This is a genomic window from uncultured Roseovarius sp., assembly GCF_963972555.1.
GTDB classification, from domain to species: domain Bacteria; phylum Pseudomonadota; class Alphaproteobacteria; order Rhodobacterales; family Rhodobacteraceae; genus Roseovarius; species Roseovarius mucosus.
Map to the genome: position 1 here is coordinate 21,717 of NZ_CAXAUM010000021.1, position 12,230 is coordinate 33,946.

The 12,230-nt window shown below is 60.5% G+C and carries 13 protein-coding genes; 3 read left to right on the top strand and 10 right to left on the bottom strand.

Annotated elements, in window-relative coordinates; all coding sequences use genetic code 11:
- Positions 1-36 precede the first annotated feature (36 nt).
- The 7 genes from AACZ65_RS16075 to AACZ65_RS16105 form a co-directional block, all read right to left on the bottom strand.
- Positions 37-801: a DNA repair protein gene (locus AACZ65_RS16075; RefSeq protein ID WP_339672534.1), complete on the bottom strand. Its 765-nt coding sequence runs from the start codon at positions 799-801 to the stop codon at positions 37-39.
- A 135-nt stretch (positions 802-936) separates the two neighbouring features.
- The gene (locus AACZ65_RS16080) at positions 937-1,389 is read right to left on the bottom strand and encodes a paraquat-inducible protein A (protein ID WP_339672536.1); all 453 of its coding nucleotides are present in this window, start codon (positions 1,387-1,389) and stop codon (positions 937-939) included.
- Positions 1,390-2,006: 617 nt separating this feature from the next.
- On the bottom strand, positions 2,007-2,753 hold the full coding sequence (locus AACZ65_RS16085) for an ATP-binding cassette domain-containing protein (protein ID WP_339672537.1): 747 nt from the start codon (positions 2,751-2,753) through the stop codon (positions 2,007-2,009).
- Positions 2,750-3,535: an ABC transporter permease gene (locus AACZ65_RS16090; protein ID WP_339672539.1), complete on the bottom strand. Its 786-nt coding sequence runs from the start codon at positions 3,533-3,535 to the stop codon at positions 2,750-2,752. Before AACZ65_RS16090 ends, AACZ65_RS16085 begins: the two co-directional genes overlap by 4 nt.
- Positions 3,532-4,569, bottom strand: a complete 1,038-nt coding sequence (gene alr / locus AACZ65_RS16095) for an alanine racemase (RefSeq protein ID WP_339672540.1) — start codon at positions 4,567-4,569, stop codon at positions 3,532-3,534. Before alr ends, AACZ65_RS16090 begins: the two co-directional genes overlap by 4 nt.
- 127 nt (positions 4,570-4,696) lie before the next feature.
- A complete protein-coding gene (locus AACZ65_RS16100) occupies positions 4,697-4,810 on the bottom strand; it encodes an entericidin EcnA/B family protein (RefSeq protein ID WP_102105903.1) in 114 nt (37 codons plus the stop codon).
- Between the two features lie 43 nt (positions 4,811-4,853).
- A complete protein-coding gene (locus AACZ65_RS16105; RefSeq protein ID WP_339672543.1) occupies positions 4,854-6,677 on the bottom strand; it encodes an extracellular solute-binding protein in 1,824 nt (607 codons plus the stop codon).
- Between the two features lie 281 nt (positions 6,678-6,958).
- On the opposite strand from AACZ65_RS16105, the gene AACZ65_RS16110 reads away from it, so the two are divergent.
- Complete coding sequence (locus AACZ65_RS16110; RefSeq protein WP_339672545.1) at positions 6,959-7,732, top strand: 3-hydroxybutyrate dehydrogenase; 774 nt, start codon at positions 6,959-6,961, stop codon at positions 7,730-7,732.
- 65 nt (positions 7,733-7,797) lie between these two features.
- Here AACZ65_RS16110 and AACZ65_RS16115 read toward each other — a convergent pair whose 3' ends face one another.
- Positions 7,798-8,493 carry a DUF502 domain-containing protein gene (locus AACZ65_RS16115; RefSeq protein ID WP_339672547.1) on the bottom strand — a complete coding sequence of 232 codons (696 nt, stop codon included), beginning with the start codon at positions 8,491-8,493 and terminating at the stop codon, positions 7,798-7,800.
- 257 nt (positions 8,494-8,750) lie between these two features.
- On the opposite strand from AACZ65_RS16115, the gene rpsB reads away from it, so the two are divergent.
- Both rpsB and tsf read left to right on the top strand, forming a co-directional pair.
- Positions 8,751-9,515, top strand: coding sequence for a 30S ribosomal protein S2 (gene rpsB, locus AACZ65_RS16120; protein WP_037271769.1), 765 nt, complete (start codon positions 8,751-8,753; stop codon positions 9,513-9,515).
- A gap of 76 nt (positions 9,516-9,591) precedes the next feature.
- Positions 9,592-10,464, top strand: coding sequence for a translation elongation factor Ts (gene tsf / locus AACZ65_RS16125; RefSeq protein WP_339672549.1), 873 nt, complete (start codon positions 9,592-9,594; stop codon positions 10,462-10,464).
- A 379-nt stretch (positions 10,465-10,843) separates the two neighbouring features.
- Here tsf and AACZ65_RS16130 read toward each other — a convergent pair whose 3' ends face one another.
- Positions 10,844-11,599, bottom strand: coding sequence for a LuxR family transcriptional regulator (locus AACZ65_RS16130; RefSeq protein WP_037271776.1), 756 nt, complete (start codon positions 11,597-11,599; stop codon positions 10,844-10,846).
- On the bottom strand, positions 11,596-12,039 hold the full coding sequence (aroQ, locus tag AACZ65_RS16135; protein ID WP_037271779.1) for a type II 3-dehydroquinate dehydratase: 444 nt from the start codon (positions 12,037-12,039) through the stop codon (positions 11,596-11,598). The genes AACZ65_RS16130 and aroQ overlap by 4 nt, the downstream gene beginning before the upstream one ends.
- Between the last annotated feature and the right edge of the window lie 191 nt (positions 12,040-12,230).

Sequence of the window (12,230 nt, forward strand, 5' to 3'; positions counted from 1 at the left end):
CTGCGGGCGCGGTCAAATGCGAAACCTCTCAGGCGGTTATTCCGCCGCCTTCTGGGTGATGTCGATCACGGTGCCGTCGTGGCGCAGGATGTCTTCCAGACCCAGTTCCGGCAGCACCTCTCGCAGTTCGTCATGCAGGCGTTGCAACTGGCTGGCGGCAACGCTTTCCTCGAGTTCGACCTCGTGGGACCAGTGTTTGAGTTCGCGGGTGATCTGCTTGGCCTGATCCAATCGGGCGTTGAAGGCCTCGACCTCTTGCTGGCGCTGCGTGAGAAAGTTGCGCGCGCGGGCGATGCGGTCGTCGGAATAGACCTGCGCCAATTCGCGGCTGATATGGGACATTTGCGCCGCAACCTCCAGGAGGTCCGGCTCCAGCGTGCCGAGGTCGGGATGGTCGCGCAGATAGGCAAGCCGTTCGCGCACCGCGTCAAACTCCGACGACAGGCGGAATAGACCAGCGCGGTCTGCCGCATGGGCCGCGTGATAGGCGCGGGCCACGTCCTGCATCCCGATGTTGAAGCGCCGGTGCGAGGTTTCGAGCGCCATGATGCGGGCATTGACCGGCAGGTAGAAACACAGAAGCACTGCCAGAACGGTCAGGCCGATCTGGGCGATCTGGCCTGCGTTTTGATAGGTTTCGCCCCCGAAGCCCGCGCTGAATTCGATCCAAGGTAGCGCGCCAAGGCTGGCGGCGAGGGTGGCGGCGGTGAGGCCGAGCGCCGAGAGCAGAAAGACGATAAAGGCCGCACGTTGCAAAATGGATTGTGTCAGCAGTGCCGCAGATTTCAAAGTGCTGGTCATGACTTCCCCCCGAAAGATCATCTTAAATATCGGCAAGTTTACGCCGATTGCGGGAAACACAAAGGCTTAATTCAATCATTTGAGAGTCAAGATTGCGGGGGTGTGGCGTGAGTGCCGCGCGATTGTTGCGAAAAATCAGACAGTGTCGGGGGTGTTTGGCGGATTGTGGCGGTGCCAGAGGCTGATCGCGAGCGAGGCAAGGATGCAGGCGGTAAAGAGGTAGAGACCCCAGGCCACCTCGACCCGCGCGAGGCCGACGCCTTTGACCACGATGATGTAGAGCGCGATAAGAAAAATATCGGCCATGGCGAGTTTGCCCAAATGGTGCAGCGCGGGCAGGGCGCGGGGGGAGAGAAGACCGAAATCGAGAAGGGCCAAGCCGATGGTCTTGAGATAGGGGGCGAAGAGGGCAAAGACCGTGACCAGAAGGGCCAGATAGACATCGCTCTGCCAGAGCGATTGCAGGCCCGAGATGACGGAGATTTCCGAGAGGCCGAAGAGTGGCAGGTCAATGCCTGCGCGCAAGAGGGGGGCGAACCACGCGAGGGGGAAGAGGAGAAGGAGCGAGAGGTTGGTGATTTTGAGCATTATTGCAAAACCAACTTTACTCTGATGTTCATGCCGCGCGAAACCATACGCGAACCTATTTCCCGCCCGCGCAGTCTATCTGACTAAGAAGAAACTCCAAGCCGACGGCGATGATCATATGATAGTAGACTCTAAAGAAGTCATTTCTTGGCGGATAACGAGAAGAATACACGTCGCCGTTTGTCGGTTCCTTGTTATATGAGGCGCTCAGCGTAAGAAGATGAAGCCTAAATGAATACCAATCCTCTAATCGCTTGCCCTGATTTATTAGATGCTTTGCGTGCCTCTCGGGAACTGAAACACTAGTAACGCTTTTGTGTGTCGAAACGTGCTGCTCTACGCGGTCTAGAATGTCCGATTTTGTGGACAACTCCTGCGCAAGTTTCGGGATCTCGTGCCCATAGTAGCGTTTAAAATCGGCCTCTGAGTATTCGTGCAAAAGCAAATGTGCTTTTAGAGTCAGCTCAGCGGCGTGTCCAAGTAATTGTGTGATAGGTCCGGGAAAGATTAGAGAATGTTTATTTACTTGGTCATTGGACCAAATGGCCTCGGCTGCAAGCAAATAGGTTTTCGCGTAGTTTGCGTACCAATGAGGTCTATCATTTAACTTCACTGTTTCACCGCACCGCCTCGATCGGTCCTTCGGCGCGGCCGTGGATGAACTGGTCAAGGTAGGGATCGCCAGAATGGTCCATCTCGGAGACGGGGCCGGTCCATTTGATCACCCCGTCATGCAGCATGGCGACATTGTCGGCGATGGCGCGCACGGAGGTCATATCGTGGGTGATGGTCATGGCGGTGGCACCCATTTCGGTGACGATTTCGCGGATCAGGTCGTTGATCACGCCCGCCATGATGGGATCGAGGCCGGTGGTGGGTTCGTCAAAGAAGATGATCTCGGGTTCTGCGGCGATGGCGCGGGCGAGGCCCACGCGCTTTTGCATGCCGCCCGAAAGCTCGGCGGGGAATTTATCGGCCACATCGGGTTTGAGGCCGACGCGGCGCAGTTTCTCGATGGCGATTTCGCGGGCCTCGGACAGGGGTCGTTTGAGCGAGCCGCGCAAGAGGCGGAAGGCGACGTTTTGCCAGACGGGCAGCGAGTCAAAGAGCGCGCCGCCCTGAAAGAGCATGCCGAAGCGGGCGAGAAAGGCGTCGCGGTCGCCGCGTGTTACGTCTTGGCCGTCCAGCGTGATTGTGCCGCTGTCGGGGCGGATGAGGCCGAGGATACATTTCAGCGCCACGGATTTGCCGGTGCCTGAGCCGCCGATGATGACCAGCGAGGTGGCCGAGGGAATGGTCAGGCTCACACCGCGCAGGACGTGGTTGGAACCGAAGGCCTTGTGGACGTTGTGAAGCTCTATCATGACGCGAAGAACAGTTCTGTCAGGAGGTAGTTGGAGGCGAGGATCAGCACGCTCGCTGCCACAACCGCGGATTTGGTGGCGCGGCCCACGCCCTGCGCGCCGCGGCCCGAGTTCATGCCATAGTAGCAGCCCATCAGCGCCACGATAAAGCCGAAGGCCGCGCCCTTGATGAGGCCCGACACGACATCCCAGGTTTCCAGAAAATCAATCGTGTTGTGCAGATAGGTGGCGGCGGAAAAATCGAGCCGACCCACGCCCACCAGAAATCCGCCCATGATGCCCAGTACGTCGCCCATGCCCACGAGGACCGGAACGGCAAGGGTCGCCGCCAGCACGCGGGGGAGGGTGAGGTATTTCATGGGGTTGGTCGAGAGGGTGGTGAGCGCGTCGATCTGCTCTGTTACCTTCATCGTGCCGATCTCGGCGGCGATGGAGGAGGCCACGCGCGCGGCGACCATGAGGCCGCCAAGAACGGGGCCAAGTTCACGGGTAAGGCCGATGGCGACGATCGAGGGCACCACGGTTTCGGCATTGAAGCGCGCGCCGCCGGCGTAGATCTGAAGCGCCAGCGCGCCGCCTGTAAAGAGCGCCGTCATGCCGACGACGGGGAGCGAGAGCCAGCCGATCTGCATCAGCGCATGCAGGAACTCGCGGACATAGAAGGGGGGCCGCGCCAGATGGCTGAGCGTGTCGCTGGCGAAGAGCGTGATGCGCCCCATGGACGCGAGACCGGCCAGCACGGTGCGGCCGATCGAGGCCAGAAAACCAAGGATAAAATTCATCCGCCGATATAGCGCCGCGTATAGCGCGCCCCCATTGAGGTCAGGATTTCATAGCCGATGGTGCCTGCGTTATCTGCCAGCGTGTCGATGGTCTGATGCGGCCCCAAGAGTTGCAGGTTGGCGGGATCGAGGCCGAGGTCGGTGATGTCGACGCAGATCAGGTCCATCGAGATGCGGCCCGCGATGGGGCAGGGGGTGTCCTCCGCCCAAAGGCTGGTCTTTGGCCCCATGGCGCGCAGGATGCCATCGGCATAGCCCGCCGCAACGGTGGCGATGCGGGTGTCACGCGCGGCGGTGAAGCTGTTGGCATAGCCCACGGTTTCACCGGGCACGAGATCGCGGCACTGGATCACGGGAATATCGAGGGTGACGACGGGCTGTGCCCCGTCAAAGGGGCGTCCGCCATAAACGCCGATGCCGGGGCGGGCGAGGTCGAAGTGATAGGCCGGATCAAGCAGGATGCCGCCCGTATTGGCAAAGCTGCGCGGCACGTCGAGCCCGTCTGTCATCTCGCGGAATGTGGCGAGCTGCTGGGGGTTCATGGCGTGATCGGGTTCATCGGCACAGGCGAGATGCGACATGATCAGCGCCGGATTTTGGGCCAGCGCGATCTGGCGCAGGGCGGCCCATTCGGCGGGTTCCATCCCAAGACGGTTCATGCCGCTGTCAAGTTGGATGCCAAAGGGATGGCCCGGCAGCGCCTCGGCGTGGCGGATCATCTGTTCCAGCGAATTGATCATCGGAATGAGCGCGTGATCGCGGAGCATGTCGGCATCCCCCGGCATATGGCCGGAAAACACATAGATCGCCGGGGCCGTGCCCAGCGTTTCACGGAGTGCCACGCCCTCTTCGGCGACGGCGACGAAGAAATGGCGTGCGCCGGCGCGGGCGAGGACCGGGGCCACGCGGGCAGCCCCGAGGCCGTAGGCATCGGCCTTGACCACGGCGGCGGTTTCGCCGCTGCATAGCCGATCCAGCGCGCGCCAGTTGGCCACGATGGCGTCAAGGTCGATGGTGAGGGTTGCGGTGCTCATGAGGCGGGTTTTGACAGGATGGGCGGGGGCGTCAAGGGGAAAGGCATCCGCGTTGGCAGATCAAGCCCGTCTTGTCCCGCGTCCCGTTGGGCGCAGGGGAACATGCCTCGAATGGGGGCGCTGCGGATCAGAACCAGCTCTGAACGCCGCGTGCTGCCCCGGAGATGTCACGACCGATCCCGTCCACCGTGGCGCATCCCGCCAAGAGGGTGATCAGGCCAAGCGCAATCAGTTTTCGCATGGGTTTGCCTGTCATTTGCCTATGTCTGCTGCGATTTTTATTATTATTCTTGGAACCACCATACCTCGGGGAGAAAGCCAATGCCATCCCCATAGATCGGCAGCCTGTCCGCAGGGTATTTCAACTGCGACTTATGCGCAATACGACCCACGCTATATTGATGGATCGGGATCACGTAGCGCCCGGCGGTCAGCACCCGGTCGAGCGCGCGGGTGGCAGCGACGAACGCGTCGCGGTCACGGGCGGTCAGCATGGCGCGGATCATCGCCTCGGCGGCGGGGGATTTCATGCCCATGAGATTGCGGCTGCCGGGTTGGTCGGCATACTCCGCGCCCCAATAGAACATCTGTTCATTGCCGGGGCTGAGCGAGAGCGAGCGGCGCATCATGGTGAGGTCGAAATCGAAATTCGCCTCGCGTTCGGCATATTGCGCCTTGTCGGTCATCTCGATCTTGAGCGTGATGCCGAGGCGTTCGAGCGCGCGGGCGTAGATATCCATCATGGCGCTGGCCTGTGCCATGAGACCGTCCTGTTGCAGGAGCACTGTAAGGGTAAGCGGTTGGCCCGATGCGTTCACGAGTTGGCCGTCCGTCACCTTCCAGCCCGCCTCTTGCAGGAGGGCGGCGGCGCGGCGCAGGTTGGTGCGGTTGCGCGCGGTGCCGTCACCCACCGGCAGGCTGTAGCCGTCAAGCGTGCCGGGCAGGAGGGTGTCGGCGTAAGGGTCCAGCAGGGCGCGCACGCGGCCCGTGGCGGGGCCGTGATCCATCCCCAGCTCCGAGCCAGAGAAGTAAGAGGTGATGCGCGGTTGGCGCCCGCCTGTAAGGGTGTCGTTGATATATTCGAAATTGAAGGCGGTGATCAGGGCCTCGCGCACGCGCCAATCATCCAAGGGGGCGCGGCGGGTGTTCATCACAAAGCCGGTCATGCCCGAGGGTTTGCCATGGGGGATCTCGCTCAGGGTAATTTCGCCGCGCTGCACAGCGGGGAAATCATACTGGCTGGCCCAGGCCTCGGCGTTGAATTCGCGCACATAGCTGACCAGCCCTGCCTTGAACGCCTCTTTCAGCACGGTGTCATCGCCGTAGAATTCGATGCGGATCTCGTCGAAATTGTTGGTCCCGCGCCGCAGGGGCAGGTCGCGGCCCCAATAGTCTGGGTTGCGTTTCAGGGTGACGTGGCGATTGACCTCGTAATCGCTGACCACATAGGGGCCGGTGCCGAGGGGGATGTCGTCTATTGCCGCCTCTGTGATGTCGCGCCCCTCCCATTGCGATTTTTGCAGGATCGGGCGCAGGCCCGCGAGCAGGGCCAATTCCCGGTCCTCTTCATTGAAAGTCAGGCGCAGCGAGCGCGGGCCGGTCTGGGCGATGCTGGCGACCTTGGTCCAGAAGCCGCGATAGCGGGGGTGGCCCGCGGTGCCCAGGGTCTCGTAGGACCAGATCACATCCTCGACGGTGACGGGGCTGCCGTCCGAGAATCGGGCCTCGGGGCGCAAGGTGAATTCGACCCAGCGGCGGTCCTCGTCCGTCTCGACCGATTCGGCCAAAAGACCGTAAAGCGAGAAGGGTTCATCCCAGGATCTGCCCATCAGCGTCTCATGGGTGAGGTCGGCCAATTGCCATGGCGGGGTGCCGCGCAGAATGAAGGGGTTGAGCGAATCGAAACCGCCCACGTTGCCCGTCACCACCCGCCCGCCCTTGGGGGCGTCGGGGTTGGCATAGGGTAGGGACACAAAATCAGGTGGCAGCGCCGGGGCCCCATACATAGCTATGCCATGCTGAGGCTGGGCCAACCCCGGAGAGGCCAAACCCGCAAGGACAATCGCGGTCAGTCCGGCCCGAAGGCGGCGGAACAAATCTGATCTCATTTCAGCGACAATCCCTTGATGGCCTTGTTTCCTTGGGCCGGACCCTAAAGAGGGATTCAAGGCTTTTCAAACTTTTAGCTTGGACTGCGGCGCAGGATTGCTTATAAAGGGGGCACTGCTCGATAGGTTTCTTGCCTGTATGAAACCTGCCTCAATAACTTAACGCCCGCCTCGTGCGGGCGTTTTTTTCTGCCCATCGCGCAGGCGTGATGGCTATTCCCCGTGCAATTCGCAGATGCAGCACATATGCTGCAGGCGCAATGTTTATTGGGAGAAATCACATGAGCGTCAAAGGCAAGACCGCCGTCATCACCGGCTCGAACTCGGGCATCGGGCTTGGCATCGCCGAAGAACTGGCGCGGGCCGGGGTCAATGTGGTGCTCAATTCCTTTACCGATTCGGAGGAGGATCACGCGCTGGCCGAGAGAATCGCGCAAGAGACCGGTGTCGAGGTGCGCTATATTCAGGCCGATATGTCGAAGGGCGATCAATGCCGGGCCCTGATCGAGAAAGCGGGGCGCTGTGACATCCTCGTGAATAATGCGGGCATTCAGCATGTGGCACCGATCGACGAGTTTCCGACCGAGAAGTGGGATGCCATCATCGCGATCAATCTCGCCTCCGCGTTTCACACCACCGCCGCAGCCCTGCCGATGATGCGCAAGGCGGGCTGGGGCCGGGTGATCAATATCGCAAGCGCCCATGGTCTGACGGCAAGCCCCTATAAATCTGCCTATGTGGCGGCCAAGCATGGCATTGTCGGGCTGACCAAGGTCACGGCGCTGGAGACCGCGAAAGAGCCAATCACCGCCAATGCGATCTGTCCGGGCTATGTGCTGACCCCGCTGGTGGAGGCGCAGATCCCCGACACGATGAAGAAATACGACATGGGGCGGGAAGAGGTGATTGAAAAGGTCATGCTGGAGCGGCAACCATCCAAGGAATTCGCCACGACCGAGCAATTGGGTGGAACGGCCTTGTTTCTGTGTTCGGACGCGGCGGCGCAGATCACCGGCACCACGATCAGCGTTGACGGAGGCTGGACGGCGCTCTGAGGGGGGGGATACGCCGGGGGCGCTGCCCCCGGACCCCCGAGGTATTTGGGCCAGATGAAGCGGGGTCAGGCGCGCTCTTTGGTTATGCGCTCGGGATCGGTGCGCTCGGCGGGATAGACCAGACCGGCGGAAATAACCAGCTTGGCGGCATCTTCAATGGTCATGTCCAGTTCGATCACATCCTCGCGCGGGAAGTAGAGCAGAAATCCCGAGGTGGGGTTGGGGGTGGTCGGCACGAAAACGCTCAGCATCTCACCTTGGGCGCGGGCCTTGTCGTTGATTTCGCCGCGCGCCTCGGTCGAGATGAAGCCGATAGCCCAAATCCCCTTGCGCGGATATTCCACGAGGCAGGCCTTTTCGAAGCTGCGTTCGGATTGGGCAAAGACGGTTTCGGCGATCTGTTTGACGCCGGAATAGATCGAGCGCACCACCGGCATGCGGTTCACAAGAGATTCCGCAAAAAGGATCAGCGAACGCCCGATCAACCCCTTGGCGACCCAGCCCACCAGAACCGTGAAGATCAGAAAGATGATGGCACCCACGCCGCGCAGGTTGATCCCGATGTATTGCTCAGGCTGATACTGAGCGGGGATGAGCGGCAGCACGAAACCATCGACCCAGCCGATCAAGGTCCACATCAGCCAGATGGTCAGGCCGACCGGTGCAATGACCACAAGCCCGGTCAGGAAAGACGCGCGCAGGCTGCCAAAGCGTCTTGGTTTGCGCGGCGGGGGGGGCAGATCGTCAAAGGGGGTGTTCATACCGGTTCCATCCTGCGGATCACGCGGATATCTAGGCATAATGGGGCGTTCTCACAATGGGGCATCTGGGCCAAGGGAACGCGGCGTTCAAAATACCTGAGCGGGGCTTGTATAGTGGGCAGAGGGCAGGTATACGCGCGCCACTGTAACCCGCAGGCATGGGCGGGCTGTTGGGGGAGACATCCCCAACCGTCCACCGGTTGAAGCATCCGCTTCTCTTCCCGTGTCGAGGCGAAAACCGGAAAAGGAACTTTGTAATGGCTCTTCCCGAGTTCACGATGCGTCAGCTGTTGGAAGCTGGCGTTCACTTTGGCCACCAGACGCAGCGCTGGAATCCCCGCATGGGCGAATTCATTTATGGCGCGCGCAATGGCATTCATATCATGGACCTCACGCAGACCGTGCCGCTGCTCGATGCCGCGCTGAACGCGATCCGTGAGACCGTGGCCAAGAATGGCCGCATCCTCTTTGTTGGGACAAAGCGTCAGGCGGCACAGCCGATCGCCGAGGCCGCCGAGAAATGCGCACAATATTACATGAATCACCGCTGGTTGGGTGGCACTCTGACCAACTGGCAGACCGTGTCGAAGTCGATCCAGCGTCTCAAGCAGATCGACGAGATGATGGAGCAAGGTGCCGAGGGTCTGACCAAGAAAGAGCGTCTTGGCATCGAGCGCGACCAGATCAAGCTTCAGGCCAGCCTTGGCGGGATCCGCGAAATGGGCGGCGTGCCGGACATGCTGTTTGTGATCGACGTGAAGAAAGAAGCGCTGGCTGTGGCCGAAGCCAACAAGCTGGGTATCCCGGTTGTGGGTATTGTCGACACCAACTGCTCGCCCGCGGGCATTGACTATATCATCCCCGGCAACGATGACGCCGCACGCGCGATTGCGCTCTATTGCGATCTGGTCAGCCGCGCCGCTCTGGATGGCATGTCGGCGCAATTGGGTGCCGCAGGTGTCGACATGGGCGCGTTGGAAAACCTGCCGGTCGAAGAAGCGCTGGCCGAAGCCGAGAGCTGAAGCACCGTCATAAAACTGACATGGGGGCAGGGGTATCCCGCCCCCAATTCCGAGACCGAATTTGAGGAGATCCCAAATGGCGATCACTGCTGCAATGGTAAAAGAACTGCGCGAGACCACAGGCGCAGGCATGATGGATGCAAAGAAAGCCCTGACCGAGACCAATGGCGACATGGAAGCCGCGGTTGACTGGCTGCGCACCAAGGGTCTGGCCAAGGCCGCCAAGAAATCCGGGCGCACCGCCGCCGAGGGTCTGGTTGCGGTCAAGGTTGCGGGCGGCGTGGGTGTCGCGGTCGAGATCAACTCCGAGACCGACTTCGTGGCCAAGAATGCCGATTTTCAGGCTATGGTCGCCTCGATCGCGGATGCGGCCGTTGGCGTGGCTGACGTCGACGCGCTGAAGGCCGCCACCGTGAATGGTAAGGCTGTTGCCGATCTCGTGACCGACAAGATCGCTACCATTGGTGAAAACATGGCGCTGCGTCGCATGGCCCGCGTTGAGGGTGATGGCGTGGTGGCCTATGTCCACAATGCCGCGACCGAGGGCATGGGCAAGATCGGCGTTCTCGTGGCCTTCAAGGGCGATGAGGGTTTTGCCCGTCAGGTGGCGATGCATGTGGCCGCGACCAATCCGGCCGCGCTGAACGAGGCGGTTCTGGACCCGGCCATCGTCGAGAAGGAGCGTCAGGTTCAGATCGACATCGCGCGCGAATCCGGCAAGCCGGATGCCGTGATCGAAAAGATGATCGTGGGCCGCATGGCCAAGTTCATGGCCGAGGTGACGCTGATGGGTCAGGCCTTTGTGATGAACCCCGATCTGACGGTCGAGGCCGCTGCCAAGGAAGCCGGGACCGAAATCACCGCATTCGTGCGGTTGGAAGTCGGTGAAGGCATCGAGAAGAAAGAAGAGGACTTTGCCGCCGAGGTGGCCAAGGTCGCTCAGGGCTGATCGGCTCTGCAGATCAACCAGAAGAGGCGTCCCAGTGGGGCGCCTTTTTTATTGCCTCTCGATGTGGCGACAGATTTGCCGGACAAAAAAACGGTGCCTTCCTCATTGGAAGGCACCGTTTCTTGACCGGGACGTCTATTGGGGATGAAACGCCGATCAGGTAGCGCCGACCGTCAGTCCCGATCAATAAGGACCAACGGCCGACATCCGGATTAGCCGGAGTGCGTGACACCGTATGTCAATGGATCCAAACGTCGCCACCCACGTGTTCCCAGGCAAAATAGCCACCACTCACGGAACAATCCCATTGTGCTACGTTACGTCAACTTGGGAAAGTAAGGAAATCCATACCATTCTGTAGGTGGTTGTTTTTTATCACTTAATTTTCAAGAAAGAAGATCTGGTTCTGGAATGCTGCCTTGAGCACCGCCTGTGCTGTGGTTTCGACGGACAGCGCCTGACGCGCGAGGCGCAGATGCTTTTCCACGGTCGCTGGGGTCAGGCCCATGATGGTGGCGATGTCCTGAATCGTTTTGCCGTCGCCCACCCAGCCCAGGACCTCGCGTTGGCGTGGGGTCAGGGCGCGGCCAGGTGCAGTATAGGGCAGGGAGAGAATCCGCAGATGGGCCACGTTGTTGAGGGCAAGGATCTGTTCACCGCAACGGGACCAGAGGGCATCTACCTCTGATTGTGTGACACCTTTTTGCGCGGTGAGGGCAATTGCCCCCTTGGTGCGGGGGCTGAGCGATTTGAAGCTGATGGAATAGCCCGCCGTCACACCATGGACTTGGTTGAAGTCGATCACCCGGCGCTCTTCTGGGGTGAGCGTGCCGCTGTCGGTCATGTGGCGCAGCACCGACCACGAGCAAGCCCCGTCATTCTCGAGCGCCCAACGCACCATGGGCGCATTGAAATAGAGACCCTCGCCGACAAAGACATTCGTGTAACAAGGATCATGATTCGTCAGCAACAGGAAATCGTCTGGATTGCCGAGCGACGTGGCGGTGCGATAGCGGGTGTAGCCATAGATCAGCCGGTCAAATCCATACTCTGCCATGAACTGGGTATGATGATCCCAGAGTTCCTCGATCGTGGCGGCATTGAGCAGGGTGTTGACCCTTGCGGCTTCGATCATCCGGCACGCTCCAGATGGCCGAGCATTGCGTCAAGCGCCAGAACGTAGCCCTGCGCCCCAAAGCCGCAGATCACGCCAAGTGCCACACGTGCAATATAGGACTGGTGGCGAAACGCCTCGCGGGCATGAACATTCGACAGATGCAGTTCGATGGTCGGGATGGCGACCGAGCTGATGGCGTCCATCAGCGCCACGGAGGTATGGGTATAGGCACCCGCGTTAAGGATGATCCCATCATATGTGCCGCGCGCCGCATGGATCGCATCGAGCAGCGCGCCTTCATGGTTGCTCTGGTAAAATGCGACGGTCACGCCGCGCTGACGGGCGGCATCCTGACAGGTTGTTTCTATATCAGCGAGGGTTGTACGCCCATACACTTCGGGCTGGCGCGTGCCGAGAAGATTGAGGTTTGGTCCGTTCAGAAAGAGAACTGCGGTCATGGTAAAACTCCTGCATGTCACTCTTAAACCGTGGGCCTAGCCTGAGTCGAGAGCTGCGTGGTCTAAGGGCGCGCATCCGCCGGGGCACGGGCCTCGGGATTACGGCTCTGGCGCAACAAACCGCATGAGGATGAAACTGTAAGGTATTGTTTGAAGGTCTTTTACAGAGGTTAGCATGAGATAGTATTCAC

What these genes read in the sequence shown, in the direction of transcription:
- AACZ65_RS16075 (WP_339672534.1), bottom strand. Translation starts at nt 801, where the DNA reads ATGACCAGCACTTTGAAATCTGCGGCACTGCTGACACAATCCATTTTG.
- AACZ65_RS16080 (WP_339672536.1), bottom strand. Translation starts at nt 1,389, where the DNA reads ATGCTCAAAATCACCAACCTCTCGCTCCTTCTCCTCTTCCCCCTCGCG.
- AACZ65_RS16085 (WP_339672537.1), bottom strand. Translation starts at nt 2,753, where the DNA reads ATGATAGAGCTTCACAACGTCCACAAGGCCTTCGGTTCCAACCACGTC.
- AACZ65_RS16090 (WP_339672539.1), bottom strand. Translation starts at nt 3,535, where the DNA reads ATGAATTTTATCCTTGGTTTTCTGGCCTCGATCGGCCGCACCGTGCTG.
- alr (WP_339672540.1), bottom strand. Translation starts at nt 4,569, where the DNA reads ATGAGCACCGCAACCCTCACCATCGACCTTGACGCCATCGTGGCCAAC.
- AACZ65_RS16100 (WP_102105903.1), bottom strand. Translation starts at nt 4,810, where the DNA reads ATGCGAAAACTGATTGCGCTTGGCCTGATCACCCTCTTGGCGGGATGC.
- AACZ65_RS16105 (WP_339672543.1), bottom strand. Translation starts at nt 6,677, where the DNA reads ATGAGATCAGATTTGTTCCGCCGCCTTCGGGCCGGACTGACCGCGATT.
- AACZ65_RS16110 (WP_339672545.1), top strand. Translation starts at nt 6,959, where the DNA reads ATGAGCGTCAAAGGCAAGACCGCCGTCATCACCGGCTCGAACTCGGGC.
- AACZ65_RS16115 (WP_339672547.1), bottom strand. Translation starts at nt 8,493, where the DNA reads ATGAACACCCCCTTTGACGATCTGCCCCCCCCGCCGCGCAAACCAAGA.
- rpsB (WP_037271769.1), top strand. Translation starts at nt 8,751, where the DNA reads ATGGCTCTTCCCGAGTTCACGATGCGTCAGCTGTTGGAAGCTGGCGTT.
- tsf (WP_339672549.1), top strand. Translation starts at nt 9,592, where the DNA reads ATGGCGATCACTGCTGCAATGGTAAAAGAACTGCGCGAGACCACAGGC.
- AACZ65_RS16130 (WP_037271776.1), bottom strand. Translation starts at nt 11,599, where the DNA reads ATGATCGAAGCCGCAAGGGTCAACACCCTGCTCAATGCCGCCACGATC.
- aroQ (WP_037271779.1), bottom strand. Translation starts at nt 12,039, where the DNA reads ATGACCGCAGTTCTCTTTCTGAACGGACCAAACCTCAATCTTCTCGGC.